Origin of the sequence: Sphaerisporangium viridialbum (assembly GCF_049674955.1) — a bacterium.
Taxonomy (GTDB): Bacteria; Actinomycetota; Actinomycetes; order Streptosporangiales; family Streptosporangiaceae; genus Sphaerisporangium; species Sphaerisporangium viridialbum.
In genome coordinates, this window is the sequence record NZ_CP187232.1 from 1,809,868 (window position 1) to 1,826,595 (window position 16,728).

The window sequence follows — 16,728 nt, forward strand, 5'->3', positions numbered from 1 at the left end:
GTCGAAGAAGGCCGGCCCTACCCCTGAGGCATCGGGCAAACGGGCCGGGGCAGCCGGGCGTGGAGGGTTGCCGTGCGGTTGGTCAGGCTTTCGGGTGCTTGTTACTGTGCATCGGTGCGCTGGGGCGTCCGGTCCGCGGATGCCGCCGCCTCACTGTTCCGGCCGGGGGCTCCATGATCGTGACGTTCGCCGATCCCGTCTCCCGCCGTGCCCGCGTATCGGCGGTCCCATGACACAGCTGAGCGGCGGCACCGGGTTCGCCGGAGCCATGCTGGGCCGCTTCCAGCACCCCGCGCAGGTGATCGTGGGCGGATTCGGCCTGGTGGCCCTCCTCGGCACGGCGCTGCTCTCCCTGCCGCTCGCCACGACCACCGGGCAGCGGGCCGACCTGCTGGAGGCGCTGTTCACGGCCACCTCCGCCGTGTGCGTCACCGGGCTGGTGATCGTGGACACCGGCACGCACTGGTCGATGTTCGGGGAGGTCGTCATCGTGGGGCTGGTCCAGGTGGGCGGCCTCGGCATCATGACCCTGGCCACGCTCTTCGCCGTGATGGTCTCCGGCCGGCTGGGGCTGCGGGCCAGCCTGCTGGCCCAGGCGGAGACCAAGGCGCTCAGCATGATCGACCTTCGCAGGGTCGTCCGCAAGGTGGTCGTCTTCAGCCTGGTGTCGGAGGTCGTCGTCACGGCCGTGCTCACCGCCCGGTTCATGATCGGGTACGGCGAGCCCGTCGGGAGGGCGGCCTACCTCGGCGCCTTCCACGCCGTCGCGGCGTTCAACAACTCGGGGTTCGCGCTCTGGCCCGACAGCCTGATGAGGTTCGTCTCCGATCCCTGGATCTGCGTCACCATCGCGGTCGCCGTCATCATCGGCGGGCTCGGCTTCCCCGTGTGGTTCGAGCTGCTCCGGTCGTGGCGGCGTCCGAGCAGGTGGTCGATCCTCACCCGGATCACGCTCGCGATGTCGGCCGTGCTGATCGTGTTCGGCACGGTGGTGTTCCTGTTGACCGAATGGTCCAACCCCAGGACGCTCGGCCCGCTGTCCGACCCGGCCAAGCTGCTGGCCGCGTTCTTCACCGGCGTCATGCCCCGCAGCGCGGGCTTCAACAGCATCGACATCACGCAGATGTACCCCTCAAGCTGGCTGGCCACCGACGTGCTGATGTTCATCGGCGCAGGCAGCGCCAGCACCGGCGGCGGCATCAAGGTGACCACGTTCGGGCTGCTGGCCTTCGTCCTGTGGGCCGAGCTGCGCGGCGAGACGCGGGTGAACGTCGGCCGCCGCCGCATCCCCGAGACCATCCAGCGCCAGGCACTGGCGATCGCGCTGCTCGGGGTGGGCCTGGTCGCCGTCGCGACGTACGCGCTGCTCGCGCTGACGCCGCACAGCCTGGACAGGGTGCTGTTCGAAGCGGTGTCGGCGTTCGGCACGGCCGGCATGTCCACCGGCATCACCGCCGACCTGCCCGCCGCCGGGCACGTGCTGATCCTGCTGCTGATGTTCGTGGGGCGCGTCGGCCCGCTCACCCTCGGTTCCGCGCTCGCGCTGCGCGAGCGCACCACCCGTTACGAGTTGCCGGAGGAGCGACCCATCGTTGGCTGAGTACAGCAGAGACAGTCCCGTGGTGGTGATCGGGCTGGGCCGTTTCGGCACCTCGCTCGCGCTTGAGCTCGTACGCCGGGGCACCGAGGTCCTGGCCATCGACAACCGGCCGAAGGTGGTGCAGAGCCTCGCGGGGAGCCTCACCCACGTCGTCGCCGCCGACTCCACCGACATGGAGGCGCTCAGGCAGCTCGGTGTGCCCGACTTCTACCAGGCCGTGGTGGCGATCGGCGGTGACCTGGAGGCGAGCATCCTGACCGCCTCTCTGCTCGTCGAGCTGGAGGTGGAGAACATCTGGGCCAAGGCGGTCAGCCGCCAGCACGCCCGCATCCTGGAGCAGATCGGCATCCGGCACGTCGTGCTGCCCGAGCACGACATGGGCGAGCGGGTGGCCCACCTGGTCACCGGCAGGATGCTCGACTACATCGAGGTCGACGAGAACTTCGCCCTGGTCAAGACCCGCCCCCCGAAGGATCTGGTGGGCGTTTCCCTCGGGGAGTCCAGGCTGCGCAAGAAGCACGGCGTCACGATCGTGGGCGTCAAGAGCCAGGGCCAGGAGTTCACCTACGCCACGGCGGACACCGTACTGATGTACGGCGACGTCATCATCGTGTCGGGGACGATCGAGAAGGTGGAGCGCTTCGCCGAGCTGACCTGAGGCGAGGTCGACCGGCTGAGCGGACGTCAGGCGCCGTCAGCCGACGTAGGCGAGGGCGTCGATCTCCACGAGCATCGCCTCGTTGGGCAGTCCGGTGAAGACGGTGGTGCGGCAGGGCAGCACCCCGCTCGGGCAGTTCTCCCTGACGAAGTCGCCGTAGGCCTCGTTCATCGGGGCGAAGTCCTCCCTTTTGGTGAGGTAGACCCGGAACATCATCACGTCCTCGACGGTCGCGCCGCCGGCCGTGAGGATGGCCTTGACGTTCTCCAGGGTCCTGCGGGTCTGGGCGCGCACGTCGCCCGGGTGGACGTACTCCGACGTCCCCGGGTCCTGGGGTCCCTGGCCGGAGACCTGCAGGAGCGGGCCCTTGCGCACGCCCTGGGAGAAGACCCACGCGGGCGCGGGAGCGCCGTCGGTGCGGACGGCGGTCTTGTCACTCATTGCGGCTCCGAAGATCGGCTTCCAGGCTTCCCGGTCACGTTGACCGGCAGTGATAACGCGGGTAGAAACTAGCGCAATCCACGCAAAAGAGGAGGCCCGGTGCCCATCGACGCCGCCGCTGTCGCCGCACTGCGCGAGGAGCGGCTCGACTGGCGGTTCAAGGCCGCGCCCCTGGACGCCTCCGGGGTCACGGCCGGGGAGTACCTCTCCCGGCGGCCCTCGCTCGCGGACTTCGGGACGCCGTTGCTCACCCTGGAACGCCGGGCCCTGGACCACAACATCGAGACGATGGCCGCCTGGGTCGCGGCCGCGGGGGTCTCCCTGGCCCCGCACGGCAAGAGCACGATGGCGCCCGCCCTCTGGCAGCGCCAGCTCGCCGCCGGGGCCTGGGGTCTCACGCTCGCGAACCTGCCGCAGCTCCGCGTCGCCCGGGCCTTCGGGGTGAGCCGCCTGATGCTCGCCGGCAGCCTGCTCGACCCCGCGGGGCTGGCGTGGATCGGCGCCCAGCTCGACGGGGACCCCGGCTTCTCGTTCTCCTGCTGGGTGGACTCCGCCCGTTCCGTCGCCATCATGGACGCCGCCCTGCGCGAGGCGGGCACCGATCGGCCGGTGGACGTGTGCGTCGAGCTGGGCGCGCCGGGCGGCCGTACCGGCGTGCGGGACGTGGCCGAGGCGGTCGCGATCGCCGGCGCGGTGCGGGCCGCTCCCACACTGCGCCTGGCCGGCGTCGCCGGGTACGAGGGCGCGCTCGGCCACGACGCCTCCGCGGCGAGCCTCGCCGCGGTGGACGGCTTCCTGAGGCGGATGGCCACGCTCCACGGCAGGCTCGCGTACGAGGTCGACGAGCCCGTCGTCACCGCGGGCGGCAGCGCGTACTTCGACCAGGTCGTGGAGGTCCTCGGCGGGCTCGGCGCGCGCGTGGTGCTGCGGTCGGGCGCGTACGTCGTGCACGACGACGGCTTCTACCGCGCGATCTCCCCGTTCTCGCGCGGCGCCGGGCCCGGGCCGCTGCGTCCGGCGATGCACGGGTGGGCCCGGGTCGTGTCGCGGCCGGAGCCGGGGCTCGCGCTGCTCGACGCGGGCAAGCGCGACCTGCCGTTCGACGAGGGGCTGCCCGAGCCGCAGGCCGTGCGCGGCGGGAGCGGCTCGATCCTCGGCGAGGCCCGGGTCACCGCGCTCAACGACCAGCTCACCTTCCTGGCGCTCGGCGACGGCTCCGGCGTCGGCTGCGGCGACGTGGTGCGCCTCGGGCTCTCCCACCCGTGCACGGCGTTCGACAAGTGGACGCTGATCCCCGTGGTCGACGACATCGACGCACCGGACCCCGCGGTCGTCGATCTCGTGAGGACGTACTTCTGATCCATCCCGCCGGACCAGGCATGGTTGACGCGTGCCCCGGGATCATGGAAGCCTGGCGCCGCGCATGACTTGGGCAAGTCAGGATTATTTCGGTAGATCGTGGGCACGTGTGTGATTCCCCCGTTATTGTGGCGGATGTTGCCTATGGGGTTTTTGTGGCGATTAGTCGGCTTCGTTGCACACCTCGGGCAGTGGTGGACGCGACGGTGATGGGAGCGTAGATGGAGCACGGGCCGTACGACGGTCGGGAGGGCGAAGGGCTGCCTGGGTCGAGGGGCGAGCACCTCCTCCAGAGCCTGTTCTCCACGCGAGAGCGGGCGCTCCGCTTCTACGACCGGCAGGTGGTCGACCGCCTGACGCCCGAGATGCAGGAGTTCGTCGCCCGCCAGGAGATGGCCTTCATCGGCACTTCCGACGCGGCGGGCAACTGCGACACCTCCTTCCGCGCGGGCCCGCCGGGATTCGTCCGGGTGCTAGACCCCGGCAGACTGATCTACCCGGAGTTCCGGGGCAACGGCGTGCTCGCGAGCATGGGCAACATCATGGAGAACCCGCACCTCAGCCTGCTGTTCGTCGACTTCTTCGACGACCTGGTGGGGCTGCACGTGAACGGCGCGGCGACCATCACCACCGCCTACGACGCGGCCCGCCGCCATGGACTGACCGACGAGGACCAGACCGCCCCCGGACGCCGCGCCGACCGGTGGGTCATGGTCGAGGTCGAGGAGGCCTACATCCACTGCTCCAAGCACATCCCGCTCCTGGCCAGGCAGGACCGCAGGCGCCGCGACGCCGAGGGCCGCAGGCCCGCGGGCGACGACCACTTCGGCGTCGCCGCCACGCGGGGCCGTGAACGCGAGCGACAGGAAGCGGGCCGGTCGGCCGAGTAACGCCATGAGCATCGACATCGGACTGATCCGCCAGAGCTGGGCTCTGGTCGAGCCGGTGGCCGACAAGGTCGCCATGCACTTCTACGCGAAGCTCTTCGCGGACTATCCCCACATCCGCGAGATGTTCCCGCCAGCGATGGACAGCCAGCGCGACCGCCTGCTGCGGGCGCTCACTCAGGTCGTGCTCAACCTGGAGAACATCGAGGGGCTCGGGGAGTACCTCGGCCAGCTCGCGCGCGACCACCGCAAGTACGGGGTCGTGCCGGAGCACTATCCCGCCGTGGGGCGGTGCCTGGTCATCGCCATGCGGGCCAACGCCGGGGACGCCTGGCGGGCCGTGTACGACTCGGCGTGGATCGACGCCTACCAGTTCATCGCCGACGTGATGGTGCAGGCCGCAGAGCAGGAGGCCGCGTACACGCCGCCCGCGTGGACCGGGGTCGTGGTGGCGCACGAGATGCGCACGCGCGAGATCGCCGTGATCACCGTCGAGCCCGACCAGCCCTACCCGTACAAGGCGGGCCAGTACGCCACCCTGCAGACGCCCTACTGGCCCAAGGTGTGGCGGCCGTACTCGATCGCCAACGCGCAGCGACGTGACAACCGGCTGACCTTCCACGTGCGGGTCGTGTCGGGGGGATGGGTCAGCACCGCGCTGGCCCACCACACGCGCCCGGGCGACACCATCAAGCTCGGGCCGCCGCGCGGCTCCCTCGTCCTCGAACGCGCGAGCACCTCCCATCTGATCTTCATCGCGGGGGGCACCGGGCTCTCGCCGCTCAAGGCGCTCATCGAGGAGTCGATGTGGCTGCCCGACCGGCCGAGCATCGACCTCTTCCACGGCGTCCGGTACGCCGGCGACGCCTACGACCTCGCCGACCTGCGCGCCCTGCGCTCCCACCACCGGCGCCTGCGGGTGGTCAAGGCGGTCTCCGACGACCCCCAGGAATGGCGCAGGGAGAGCGCGGTGGACGCGCTGCTCAACCACCGCGTCGCCCTGGACGGGGACATCTTCGTCTGCGGCTCACCCGACATGGTGCAGGTGACGACCTCCCGCCTGCTGCACCTCGGCGTGCCGTCCCGTCTCATCCACACCGAGTTCACGCCGGGGGCGCCCACTCTGGTGTACTCCTGAGGGAGATCGGCGGGGAGGTGACCGGGTGACGGACGGGCTGGTCGTCCGGGGGGCGAGCGTGGCCGACGGCACGGGCGCGCCCGCCTACGCCGCGGACGTCACCGTGAGCGGCGGCCGGATCGCCGCGATCGTCCCGCCGGGGGAGGGCGGCCCCGGCCGGAGCCTCGACGCGCACGGGCTCGTGCTCGCGCCCGGCTTCGTCGACATGCACGCCCACTCCGACCTGGCCCTGCTGTCGGACCCCGGCCATCTGGCCAAGGTCGGCCAGGGCGTCACCTGCGAGGTCCTCGGGCAGGACGGGCTGTCGTACGCGCCCGTCGACGACACCACGCTCGCGCAGCTCCGCAGGCAGCTCGCCGGATGGAACGGCGACCCCGAGGGGTTCGACTGGGACTGGCGGTCGGTCGGCGAGTACCTCGCGCGGCTCGACCGGGGCATCGCCGTCAACGCCTGCTACCTCGTGCCGCAGGGCACGGTGCGGGCGCTGGCCATGGGCTGGGACGCGCGGCCCCCCACCGAGGCCGAGCTGGAGCGGCAGAAGACGCTGGTCGCCGAGGCCATGGCCGAGGGCGCGATCGGCATGTCCAGCGGGCTCACCTACACCCCCGGCATGTACGCGGGCACCGATGAGCTGGTGGAGCTGTGCCGGGTCGTCGCCCGGCTCGGCGGCTACTACTCCCCGCACCACCGCTCGTACGGCGCGGGCGCGCTGGAGGCGTACGCCGAGATGGTCGAGGTGTCGCGCGCGTCGGGCTGCCCGCTGCACCTGGCCCACGCGACGATGAACTTCGCCGTCAACGCCGGCCGGGCGGGGGAGCTCCTGCGCCTGCTCGACACCGCGATCGACGGCGGCTGCGACATCACCCTGGACACCTATCCCTACCTGCCCGGCTCCACCACGCTGGCCGCGCTGCTGCCGAGCTGGGCGTCCGAGGGCGGTCCCGACCACACCCTCGCGCGGCTCCGCGACCCCGCGACGGCAGAGCGCGTCAGGCGGGTCATGGAGGAGGACGGCTCCGACGGCTGCCACGGCGTGCCCGTCGACTGGGACACCATCCAGATCTCCGGCACCCGCTCGCCCGCCCTCGCCGGCCGCGTCGGCCGTACGATCGCCCGGCTGGCCGCCGACTCAGGCCGCGCGCCCTTCGAGGTGTACCGCGAGCAGCTGCTCGACGACGAGCTCGGCACCACGATCCTTCAGCTCGTGGGCAACGAGGAGAACGTGCGGGCCATCATGCGGCACCCCGCGCACACATGCGGGAGCGACGGCCTGCTCACCGGCGCGCGGCCGCATCCCCGCGCGTGGGGCTCCTTTCCCCGCTACCTCGGTCACTACGCGCGGGACGAGGGCGTGCTCACGCTGGAGGAGTGCGTCGCCCACCTCACCGGCAACGCCGCCAGGCGGCTGAGGCTCGTCGAGCGCGGGCTGGTCAGGCCGGGGTACCACGCCGACCTGGTGCTGTTCGACCCGCTCACGGTCGGCGACGCGGCCACCTTCGACGACCCCCGCCGGCGGCCCACCGGCATCCCGTACGTCTTCGTCGGCGGCGTCCCCGTCATCGCCGACGGCCGCCCCACCGGCGCCCTCCCCGGCGGAGCCCTCCGCCACACCCCCACCGGCACCCGCTGAGGGGCCGCAGAAGGGGCGTCACCGGGGCGGCCGGGCCCGCTCACGGCTGGGGCACGTACTGCCGCGCGGCGGTGACGAACGTCCCCGCGAGCCGGTCGTGCAGGCAGCGCGCCCGGGGGTCGACGAGCATCCACAGCATGTCGGCGAGCATGATGAGCACGCCGTACTCGGGGACCATGGCGAGAGCGGGGAACACCACGGCCCGCAGCGCGGCCCTGGCGACTGACGGCGGCGCGTCCGTCTGGAGCGACACGACGCGCACACCCAGCAGCCGCTTGCCCACCGTCTGGCCCCAGCGTGCGTGCTGTGCCCAGAAGTAGATGAAGACCGCGATCACCAGCAGGGGCCAGGCGGGGCCGGTGTCCCAGAGCTTGTAGCCGCCCAGCAGCCCGTGGTCGACGTCGCGGGAGAAGCTCGGCAGCGCGAGCATGTCGAGGCCCGTGGTGGCGACGGTGGCGATGACCAGCACGAGCAGGTAGTCGGCGAGGGCCGCGACCGGCCGCCGCCACTCCACCGAGGGTCGCGGGCCGCTCTGCTGATCCTGCTCGGGTTCGCCGGTGCCCATGGCGCGTGCCGCGAGCACGACGAGTACGGCGGCTCCCAGGTAGGCCGCCTGGGTCCAGCCCAGCTCGTCCAGCAAGGCCGCGGACCAGTGGCCGCTGCCGAATCCGAAGATCAGGCAGGCTTCCGGGGAGAAGTACTGGCGGGCGAGCGGCCCGCCGACCGCCAGCAGGGCCAGGACGCAGGCGATGCGCCGCCCGGTGGCCTGGGGCCTTCCCCACCTGACGCACGCGAGGAACCCGGCGAGCACGAGGATGGCGGGGACCCCCCACTGCTGCGCCGTCCGCACGATCGTGCCGGCGTCGCCTCTGGCCACCGACACCGGGAACGGCTCCCCGTAAGGGTTGCCGGGGATCCGGCCGGCGACCGTGTCGTCCCAGAGGCGCCAGGCGTCCCAGGGAAGCCCGTTGTGCCAGGTCGGGAACACGGCCAGCGCCAGAGCGCCGGTCCAGAGCAGGAGCGAGAGCCGGGATAACCAGGGGGAGCTCGACACGACGACCTCTCAGCCGATACGGGGTGATCCTGCACGATATCGAATACTGATCGCGCATCGGGGCGGCGCGGCAGGTCGTCACAATTGAGCGCTCAAGTGAACCGGTAAACTGGGGGCGTGAGCGAGACGCGGTGGCTGGACGAGGATGAGCAGAGGACCTGGCGTACCTTTCTCTGGGCCTCGCAGCTCCTGCACGAGTCCCTCGACCGGCAGCTCCAGCGGGACGCCGCGATGCCGCACACGTACTACATGATCCTGGCGATGCTGTCGGAGGCGCCCGAGCGCTCGATGACGATGACCGAGCTGGCGCAGCTGGTGCGCTCGTCGGCCAGCAGGCTGTCGCACGCGGTGGCCAAGCTGGAGGCGCAGGGCTGGGTGCGAAGGCGCAAGCGCCCCGGCGACGGCCGCACGACCGTGGCCACGCTCACCGGCGAGGGCTTCGCCGCGCTGGCCGAGGCGGCCCCCGGGCATGTCGAGGAGGTGCGTCGCGTGCTGTTCGACCGGCTCACCCCGGAGCAGGTACGGCAACTGCACGACATCTTCGGTGCCGTGCTCACCAACCTGAACACGACGGACGGCTGCTGACCAGAGCCGGGCGACGGGCGGGGCCCGGCCGAGCTGAGACGGTCAGGGAAGGACGCGGCCGACCACGCGGGCGTACATGCGGCCGGGGCTCGGCACCGAGGGCGGGGTGAGGAACCCGGGGAGCATGGGAAGGTCGACCGCGAAGGGCTGCAGGCGCTCGTACAGCGTGTTCGCGTCGGCGGGACGGTTCTCAGGCGTCTTCTCCAGCAGGCCGGCGATCAGCCGGTTCAGCTCCTCCGGCACGCCGGGCACCTCCTGAGGCGTCTCGTTCACCTGCTTCTCGAACACGGCGTACTCCGTGGGCCCGGCGAAGAGCTGCCGGCCGGTCAGCATCTCGTGCAGGACGCAGCCGAGGGCGTAGAGGTCGCTGCGCGGGCCCGCCAGCCCGCGCTGGATCTGCTCGGGTGACATGTACGCCGGGGTGCCGAGGATCTGGCCGATGCGGGTGAACTGCGCGACGTCCGCCTCCCGCAGCATCGCGAGCCCGAAGTCGAGCACCTTGACGCTGCCGTCGGGACAGAGCATGAGGTTGGTCGGCTTGAGGTCGCGATGGCAGATGGACAGGGCGTGGGCGGCGGACAGCACCGCGCACGCCTGGGCGGTGATCGCGGCGGCCCAGGGCACCGGGAGCGGCCCGTGCTCGCTCACGAGATCGGCGACGGTGACGCCGTCGATGAACTGCATGACCTGGAACAGCCGCCGGTCGAAGGTGCCGAAGTCGTAGAGGATCGGCGCCCCCGCGTGCTCCAGCCTGGCCAGGATGCGCGCCTCGCGCATGAAGCGCTGCTCCAGCTCCTCGTCGTGCCCGCCGGGGAACCGCAGGAACTTCACGGCCACCTTGCGGTCGAGATGCCTGTCGTGGCCGCCGTAGACGGCGCCCATGCCGCCCTGGCCGAGGGGCAGGTCGTCGAGCACGTACCGGTCGCCGATGACCATTCGCCCCTCCTGATGATCTATCGGGGAAAAATACACCCTTAACCGTTGGGCCGCAGGCGGCCGCCGACCAGACCGTCAAAGCCTAGCCGGACGAGCGTCTCTCCCAGGGCGGTCGTCTCGCGCAGCCGGTCCTCCAGGGCGAGCAGCTCGCGGAAGGCGCGGCCGTACACCTGCTGCTCGGAAAGGGAGAGCCTTGGGATGCGCACCCGGCGGGCGTCGACCCGGCTCGCCCCGGAATACGCCCGAGCCGCGCCGGACGTGCCGGCGTAGCGGAGGTATCCGGCCAGGAAGTCGGGATCCATCCGCTCGCGGTCGACCCGGTAGAGGTGGAGCTGGGGCCCGAGCACGGCGCCGCCCTCGGCGACGGTGCGGACGGCGGTCTCCGCGGTGGTGTTCGTGGCGACGACGTCCCCGGCCGCGAGGACGACGTGACCCTGGTGGCTTCCGGTGCGGCCGGAGGGCCCGCCTCCGGTGGCGAGGTCGGCGGCGGTCAGCACGGGCAGGTCGCCGGTGCCGGAAGGCATCCTCGGCGGCCCTTGCTGGATCGTCACCAGCCCCGCCCTGACCAGCTCGCCGACGGTGGTGCTCGGCAGGTCGCGCGCCTCGGCGAGCGGCGCGATGCCGGGCAGCGCCTCGGGCAGCGCGGCCACCGCCGCGCGGAAGCGGTGCTCCACCGCGCCGAACCCGAGGGCCGGGTCCTCCTCGGGCGGGTGCGGGCGGTGCCGCGCGGGGCTGAGGTCGACCTCGTCGTCCAGCAGGTCGATGATGCGGACGGCCCGCGCGGTGCCGGGCGGCTCGGACTCGGGATCGGCCGTGAACGCGCGCCAGGCGGCCTCGACGGTCGAGAGGTCGTCGGTGGCGTCCATCATCAGCACCAGCGACGGCGGGCGCTCGCCGGCCTCAGGGCGGCGCAGCAGCCACAGGTCGGGGCCTCCCGCCGACAGCGTGACCACCGCGCGCAGCGCGCCGGCCCGCAGCAGGTTGCCCCGGATGCGCTTGCCGGGGCGGCGGCTCGCGGCGGCGGCGGGCATGAGGATGGCGACCAGCCCGCCGGGGCGCGCGTGGGCCAGGCAGTGCTGCACCCAGGCGAGCTCGGACTCCCCGCGCGGCGGCAGGCCGTACTCCCACCGGGGGTCGCCGGTCAGCTCCTCGTACCCCCACGCGCGCTCGTTGAACGGCGGGTCGCAGACCACGATGTCGGCGCGCACGTCGGGGAACCCGTCGAGCCGGAGCGAGTCGCCGGCGACGACCTCCGCGCGCGCGTCGCGCAGCAGCAGCCGTACGGCCGTGAGCAGCGCCGAGGTCTCGCCGCTCTCCTGCCCGCGCACCCGCGCGTCCGCGAAGGGCAGCAGGAGGCCCCCGACGCCGCACGCCGGGTCGAAGACGGCGAAGGTGCCGCCGGTCGCGGCCTCCAGGCGGGCGAGCCGCGCCACCTGCTCGGCGACGTCGGACCGCGTGACGGAGAGCTGCCGGGAATGGGCCTCGGCGTAGCGCTCGCAGAGCAGCTCGAAGGCGGCGAGCGGCCCGTTCTCCGCGGCCAGGTCGGCGATCAGCCGGTAGAGCCGGGCGTCGATCAGGCCCCAGTCGACCGGGACGGGAAGGTCGGCCGTCGCGGTGGCGGCGGCCTGGTGGAGCCGCTTGGCGGGCTCGGGGCTCCGGGTGATCGCCTTCCAGCCGTCGGGCTCGCGCCGCAGGTAGAGCAGGAAGGCTCCCGCGCAGCCGACCAGGTCGCCGAGCCGCAGGTCGTCACCGGAGGCGCGTAACCGCTGCCAGACCCGGTCGCCCAGCGACATCTCATAGGATTTGCCATTACGGCGCAGCCAGTCCTCGACCTCGGGGAGGGAGAACAACGGGCTCGCGGCCGTGCCGCCCACAGGCTGGGGGAAGTCGTCGTAGCGGCGCCGCCAGTTGCTCACCGCCGCGCGCCCGACATCGGCGAGCCGGGCGATGTCGCCTGCGTTCAACATGGCGTCGTGTCCCATTCGCGTCGCATCTCCCTGCTCGGGGTCTACCCAGGCGCCCCACGGTCAGATTAGTCGACCATGCCGCTCCAATCCACCAATTATATGGTTGTGAAGTGTTTCAACCAATGATTTACTGAGGTCATGTCGAACAACGCGTCGTTCACGCTGCGTTACGCGGCTCGCACCGACGTCGGCCTGCGCCGCCAGCAGAACGAAGACTCGGTGTACGCCGGTCCGAGGCTTCTCGCCGTCGCCGACGGGATGGGCGGGCACAGCCACGGCGAGGTGGCCAGCGCGACCGTCATCGCCACGATGTCCGCCCTGGACAGCGACCCTCCCAGCGCCGACCTGCTCGGAACGCTGGAGACCACGATCTCCGAGGCCGACCGGCGGCTGAAGGACATGGCCGGGCGCGATCCCAAGCTCACCGGCATGGGCACGACCCTCACCGCCATGCTGTGGGACGGCCCGAGGTTCGCGCTCGCCCACATCGGCGACTCTCGTGCCTACTTGCTCCGCGAGGGCTACCTCTACCAGATCACGCGTGACCACACCCTGGTCCAGTCCCTCGTGGACGACGGGCAGATGACCCCCGAGCAGGCCGCCGCGCATCCGCGCCGCTCCCTGCTCATGCGGGCGCTCGGCGGGAGCGGGTCCGTCGAGCCCGACCTCTCCATGCGCGAGGCCCGCACGGGCGACCGCTACCTGATCTGCTCCGACGGGCTCAGCGGCGTGGTCGGGCCGCAGGCGCTGCACGAGACCCTGACCACGATGACCGACCTGGGCGAGGCCGCCCAGCGGCTCATCGATCTCGCCAAGGAGGGCGGGGGGCCCGACAACATCACCTGCGTCGTGGCCGAGGTGCTGACCGGCACCTGAGCCCCGGCGCCCGGCAACGGCCGTTCAAAGCACCGCAATCCGGGTAGCAAGCACTGCCGTGCCCCAAGCTGCAGTGATTGTGAACCCGACCAAGGTGTCCGAGATGGACCGCCACCGCGCCGAGGTGACGGCCGAGCTTGCGCGTTACGGCTGGGACGAGCCGCTGTGGATCGAGACGACGGCCGAGGACCCCGGCGTGAGCATGGCCGAGCGGGCCGTTTCCGAGGGGGCCGAGCTGGTCTTCGCCTCCGGCGGCGACGGCACCGTGCGCGCGTGCGTCGAGGGACTGATGGGCACGGGGGTGCCCTTGGCCATCCTGTCCGTCGGCACCGGCAACCTCCTGGCCCGCAACCTCGGGCTCCCCGCCACGCCGGCGGAGGCCGTCCGCACCGGGGTGGAGGGCGAGACGCGGGCGATCGACGTCGGCGCGATCGACGGCCGCCCGTTCGTCGTCATGGCGGGCATCGGCCTCGACGCGTCCATGGCGCACAGCACGAGCGACGGCGCCAAGGCCAAGATCGGCTGGCTCGCCTACGTGGGCGGCCTGGTCAAGCACCTGCGCGACCGGCCGTTCCAGGTCACGCTCTGCCTGGACGGGCGCACGACGCTGCGCAGGCGGGCGATGATGGTCCTGATCGGCAACGTCGGCCGGCTCCAGGGCGGCCTGCGCCTGCTGCCCGACGCCCGGCCGGACGACGGGCACCTCGACATCCTCATCCTCGCCCCGCGCACCCCGATGGACTGGCTGCGCGTGGTGGGCCACGTGCTGACGCGGTCGCAGCGCTACGACCGGCGGGCGGAGCGGTACACCGCCGCCCGGATCAAGATCGACGTCGAGCCGGCCGTCCTGTACGAGTGCGACGGCGACCCCATCGGCTACGGCACCACCATGTCCGTCGAGACGAGCCCCAAGGCGCTGCTGCTGCGGACGCCCCGCGGAACGGAGCGCTGACCCATGGGCACGGCCACCACGGTCCCGCAGACCAGGTCGATGAGCGGCGAGGAGCTCAGCGCCGACGACGCGTGGGCGACCCTGCGCCGGTACGGCGGGTGGCACCTCGTCCGCGACTCGTTCGTCCGGTTCAGGTACGGCGACGGCTTCAGCCACTCGCGGGCGCTGGCCTTCCAGATCTGCCTGGCGATCATCCCCGGCGCCATCGCCGCCGTCGGGCTCAGCTCGGTGGTCCACCAGGAGGAGTTCGGGCAGGTGATGCGGCTCATCATCCGCCAGTTCGCCTCGGGCTCGGGCGAGGAGGTCATCAAGGACGCCCTCGCGGTGCACGAGCGCCACGCCGGTGACGGCGGTGCCATCGCCCTGTGGTTCGGCCTCGTGACCGCCGTGGTCGGGCTGACGACCGCCATGGCCCAGATCGAGCGCGGCGCCAACCGCATCTACGGTGTCGAGCGCGACAGCCCCTTCCGCCGCAAGTACACCAAGGCCGTGCTGATGGCCCTCACGGCCGGCTCCCTGATGACCCTCGGGTTCGTGATCATGGTGGGCGGCAAGGCCATCGGCCGCGCGATCGCGCGGGTGTACGACTGGGGGGACACGGCGACCATGGCCTGGACGGTGCTGCGGTGGCCGGTCGGCTTCCTGCTCGCGGTGCTGTCGGCCTCGGTGCTGTTCCGCGCCGCGCCCCGGCGCAAGCAGCCGGGGCACACCTGGCTCGCGGCGGGGGCGATCGTCGCTCTCGCGCTTTGGACCCTGTTCACCTGGGCACTGGCCTTCTATATCGAGAACACCGGCTCCTTCGGCGCGACCTACGGGCCGCTGACCGCCGTGATGGCGCTGCTTCTGTGGTCGCTGCTCAGCTCCGTGGCGCTGTTCCTCGGACTGTCCTTCGCGGCACAGCTTGAGGCGTGCCGAGGGGGCGCGGGCGGCCCGATCAAGGCCGACCCCGGTCCCGCGGGCAGCCGTACCGGAGCCGAGGGAGGTACGAAGCCCGATCCGGCGGGATGCGGGCAGTGACGAGCACGTTCGGGAACCGCTCGGGGAAGCGGCGCCGGTACGGGAAGGGAATGTCGTTCGTGAATGGAACACAGAAGGCCGGCACGCGCGGATCGTGGTTCGGCGGCAGGGACGGATGGTTCGGGAAGCGGTTCGACCCCGACAAGCGGCTGGGCCTGCGGCTCACGCTCGCGTCGGGCGCGGTGATCCTCGTCCTGATTCCGTTCACGCTCCTGCTGGTCCTGGTGGAGACCTCGTTCGGACCGCTCAACCGGCTCGACGAGGGCGCGGCCGACACGCTGCACACCTACGCGCTGGCGCATCCGGCCTGGGTGAGCTTCCTGCGGCTCTGGACCAACGTCTTCGGCCCCGGGACCTGGCGGGTGCTGATCGGGGTGGCGGCGGCCTGGCTGGTCTACCGGCGTGCCCCCCGGCTCGCGGCCTGGGCGGTGACGACCATCGCGGTCGGCGGGCTGCTCGGGCTGGGGCTCAAGGCGCTCGTGGCCCGCGCCCGTCCCCACCTGCCGAACCCCGTCGACCTGGCGCCCGGCTCGTCGTTCCCCTCAGGGCACGCGGTGAACGTGACGCTCGGCGTCGGCGTGCTGATCCTGCTGCTCCTGCCCGTCCTCGGCCGCCGCCAGAGGGTGATCGCCTGGATCGTCGGGACGGTGATCGTCGTCGGGGTCGCGTACACGCGGGTGGCCCTCGGCGTGCACTGGGTCAGCGACGTGGTGGCGGGTGTCGTGTTCGGCATGGCGGTCGTCGCGGCGACGACGGCCGCGTTCGAGACCTGGCGTCGTGAAATGGGACGCCGTCCCTCCGAGCCGCACCGAGAGGGTGTCGAGCCGGAGGCCAAGGAGGACATCTCCCCGAAGGGAAGTGCGTATGGTCACGGACACTAGGGTGACGGCGAGCGGCACGCGGGCGTCGGAGACCGTCGCATGGGTGCTGCGCCTCATCCTGCTTCCCCTCGTGTTACTCGCCGCGGTCACGCTCGGCGTCGGGTGGCTGATCATCAAGCCGCTGCACGCCGAGGTCGCGGGTGAGGTGGCGGTGAACCAGGGGCTCGCTGAGGACCGCACCCCGCTGTTCAACACGCTCACACACTTCGGCTCGATGCTTTCTGACACTCCGGTGATCATCGTCCTGACGGCCATCGCGGCGATCGCGTTCCGGCTGGTCTTCAGGCGGTGGCGCGAGTCGATCTTCATCATCCTGTCCGTCTGGACGCAGTCGGCGGTGTTCCTGCTGGCCACGGTCTTCATCCAGCGCCCAAGGCCGACGGTCCACCACCTCGATCCCGCGCCGCCGACCTCAAGCTTCCCCTCGGGGCACACCAGCGCCGCGGTCGGCTTCTACTGCGGGATGGCGCTCGTGCTCGCCCTGCACACCCATCGCCACACCGCGCTCAAGGTGCTGTGGTGGGTGCTCGGCATCGCGGCCCCGCTGATCGTCGGCATCTCCCGCCTGTACAGGGGCATGCACCACCTGACCGACGTGAGCTGGGGTCTCGTGCTCGGCTTCGTCTGCCTCGCCGTGGTCGGCCACGCCATCCTCGGCACACCGCTCATCCCGGGCAGGGGATCCGAGCCCCGCGCCGCCGCCGCGTAGCCGCGCGGCCCCGCACGTGGCCGCCCTGATCAAGGGAC

The 16,728-nt window shown here is 71.9% G+C and carries 16 protein-coding genes; 12 read left to right on the top strand and 4 right to left on the bottom strand.

What is annotated here, in order from left to right:
* The first annotated feature begins 229 nt into the window (after positions 1–229).
* Positions 230–1,600: a TrkH family potassium uptake protein gene (locus tag ACOZ38_RS08145; RefSeq protein ID WP_424529491.1), complete on the top strand. Its 1,371-nt coding sequence runs from the start codon at positions 230–232 to the stop codon at positions 1,598–1,600.
* Positions 1,593–2,258: a potassium channel family protein gene (locus tag ACOZ38_RS08150; protein WP_424529492.1), complete on the top strand. Its 666-nt coding sequence runs from the start codon at positions 1,593–1,595 to the stop codon at positions 2,256–2,258. Before ACOZ38_RS08145 ends, ACOZ38_RS08150 begins: the two co-directional genes overlap by 8 nt.
* A gap of 36 nt (positions 2,259–2,294) precedes the next feature.
* Here the strand turns inward: ACOZ38_RS08150 and ACOZ38_RS08155 are convergent, their stop codons facing one another.
* Positions 2,295–2,699, bottom strand: a complete 405-nt coding sequence (locus ACOZ38_RS08155; protein WP_405145128.1) for a RidA family protein — start codon at positions 2,697–2,699, stop codon at positions 2,295–2,297.
* A 99-nt stretch (positions 2,700–2,798) separates the two neighbouring features.
* Between ACOZ38_RS08155 and ACOZ38_RS08160 the strand changes: the two genes are divergently transcribed.
* The 4 genes from ACOZ38_RS08160 to ACOZ38_RS08175 all read left to right on the top strand — a co-directional run bounded on the left by ACOZ38_RS08160 (position 2,799) and on the right by ACOZ38_RS08175 (position 7,713).
* Positions 2,799–4,058 (top strand): amino acid deaminase, encoded by a 1,260-nt coding sequence (locus ACOZ38_RS08160; RefSeq protein WP_405145129.1) that lies wholly within the window; start codon positions 2,799–2,801, stop codon positions 4,056–4,058.
* 221 nt (positions 4,059–4,279) lie between these two features.
* Positions 4,280–4,948 carry a pyridoxamine 5'-phosphate oxidase family protein gene (locus tag ACOZ38_RS08165; protein WP_424529493.1) on the top strand — a complete coding sequence of 223 codons (669 nt, stop codon included), beginning with the start codon at positions 4,280–4,282 and terminating at the stop codon, positions 4,946–4,948.
* A gap of 4 nt (positions 4,949–4,952) precedes the next feature.
* Positions 4,953–6,083, top strand: coding sequence for a globin domain-containing protein (locus tag ACOZ38_RS08170; protein WP_424529494.1), 1,131 nt, complete (start codon positions 4,953–4,955; stop codon positions 6,081–6,083).
* Between the two features lie 25 nt (positions 6,084–6,108).
* Positions 6,109–7,713 (top strand): N-acyl-D-amino-acid deacylase family protein, encoded by a 1,605-nt coding sequence (locus ACOZ38_RS08175; protein ID WP_424529495.1) that lies wholly within the window; start codon positions 6,109–6,111, stop codon positions 7,711–7,713.
* A 40-nt stretch (positions 7,714–7,753) separates the two neighbouring features.
* On the opposite strand, the gene ACOZ38_RS08180 is transcribed toward ACOZ38_RS08175, so the two are convergent.
* On the bottom strand, positions 7,754–8,767 hold the full coding sequence (locus ACOZ38_RS08180) for an RDD family protein (RefSeq protein WP_424529496.1): 1,014 nt from the start codon (positions 8,765–8,767) through the stop codon (positions 7,754–7,756).
* Positions 8,768–8,884: 117 nt separating this feature from the next.
* Here ACOZ38_RS08180 and ACOZ38_RS08185 point away from each other — a divergent pair, with 117 nt between their 5' ends.
* Positions 8,885–9,352: a MarR family winged helix-turn-helix transcriptional regulator gene (locus tag ACOZ38_RS08185; RefSeq protein WP_424529497.1), complete on the top strand. Its 468-nt coding sequence runs from the start codon at positions 8,885–8,887 to the stop codon at positions 9,350–9,352.
* Between the two features lie 42 nt (positions 9,353–9,394).
* Here the strand turns inward: ACOZ38_RS08185 and ACOZ38_RS08190 are convergent, their stop codons facing one another.
* Both ACOZ38_RS08190 and ACOZ38_RS08195 read right to left on the bottom strand, forming a co-directional pair.
* Positions 9,395–10,288 carry a serine/threonine-protein kinase gene (locus ACOZ38_RS08190; RefSeq protein ID WP_424529498.1) on the bottom strand — a complete coding sequence of 298 codons (894 nt, stop codon included), beginning with the start codon at positions 10,286–10,288 and terminating at the stop codon, positions 9,395–9,397.
* A 38-nt stretch (positions 10,289–10,326) separates the two neighbouring features.
* Entirely contained in the window at positions 10,327–12,270 is a 1,944-nt protein-coding gene (locus ACOZ38_RS08195) for an N-6 DNA methylase (protein ID WP_424529499.1), read from the bottom strand.
* A 123-nt stretch (positions 12,271–12,393) separates the two neighbouring features.
* Between ACOZ38_RS08195 and ACOZ38_RS08200 the strand changes: the two genes are divergently transcribed.
* From ACOZ38_RS08200 to ACOZ38_RS08220, 5 genes are all read left to right on the top strand, one after another.
* Positions 12,394–13,131: a Stp1/IreP family PP2C-type Ser/Thr phosphatase gene (locus ACOZ38_RS08200; RefSeq protein ID WP_424529500.1), complete on the top strand. Its 738-nt coding sequence runs from the start codon at positions 12,394–12,396 to the stop codon at positions 13,129–13,131.
* 79 nt (positions 13,132–13,210) lie between these two features.
* Entirely contained in the window at positions 13,211–14,083 is an 873-nt protein-coding gene (locus tag ACOZ38_RS08205; RefSeq protein ID WP_424529501.1) for a diacylglycerol/lipid kinase family protein, read from the top strand.
* A gap of 3 nt (positions 14,084–14,086) precedes the next feature.
* A complete protein-coding gene (locus tag ACOZ38_RS08210; protein WP_424529502.1) occupies positions 14,087–15,100 on the top strand; it encodes a YihY/virulence factor BrkB family protein in 1,014 nt (337 codons plus the stop codon).
* Positions 15,101–15,159: 59 nt separating this feature from the next.
* Positions 15,160–15,981 (top strand): phosphatase PAP2 family protein, encoded by an 822-nt coding sequence (locus ACOZ38_RS08215; RefSeq protein ID WP_424529503.1) that lies wholly within the window; start codon positions 15,160–15,162, stop codon positions 15,979–15,981.
* Positions 15,965–16,690 carry a phosphatase PAP2 family protein gene (locus ACOZ38_RS08220; protein WP_405145141.1) on the top strand — a complete coding sequence of 242 codons (726 nt, stop codon included), beginning with the start codon at positions 15,965–15,967 and terminating at the stop codon, positions 16,688–16,690. The genes ACOZ38_RS08215 and ACOZ38_RS08220 overlap by 17 nt, the downstream gene beginning before the upstream one ends.
* Positions 16,691–16,728 lie beyond the last annotated feature (38 nt).

Bases quoted from the DNA above. Each gene is read 5' to 3' on its own strand.
- ACOZ38_RS08195 (WP_424529499.1), bottom strand. From the start codon at position 12,270: ATGGGACACGACGCCATGTTGAACGCAGGCGACATCGCCCGGCTCGCC.
- ACOZ38_RS08210 (WP_424529502.1), top strand. From the start codon at position 14,087: ATGGGCACGGCCACCACGGTCCCGCAGACCAGGTCGATGAGCGGCGAG.
- ACOZ38_RS08220 (WP_405145141.1), top strand. From the start codon at position 15,965: ATGGTCACGGACACTAGGGTGACGGCGAGCGGCACGCGGGCGTCGGAG.
- ACOZ38_RS08145 (WP_424529491.1), top strand. From the start codon at position 230: ATGACACAGCTGAGCGGCGGCACCGGGTTCGCCGGAGCCATGCTGGGC.
- ACOZ38_RS08165 (WP_424529493.1), top strand. From the start codon at position 4,280: ATGGAGCACGGGCCGTACGACGGTCGGGAGGGCGAAGGGCTGCCTGGG.
- ACOZ38_RS08190 (WP_424529498.1), bottom strand. From the start codon at position 10,288: ATGGTCATCGGCGACCGGTACGTGCTCGACGACCTGCCCCTCGGCCAG.
- ACOZ38_RS08170 (WP_424529494.1), top strand. From the start codon at position 4,953: ATGAGCATCGACATCGGACTGATCCGCCAGAGCTGGGCTCTGGTCGAG.
- ACOZ38_RS08200 (WP_424529500.1), top strand. From the start codon at position 12,394: ATGTCGAACAACGCGTCGTTCACGCTGCGTTACGCGGCTCGCACCGAC.
- ACOZ38_RS08155 (WP_405145128.1), bottom strand. From the start codon at position 2,699: ATGAGTGACAAGACCGCCGTCCGCACCGACGGCGCTCCCGCGCCCGCG.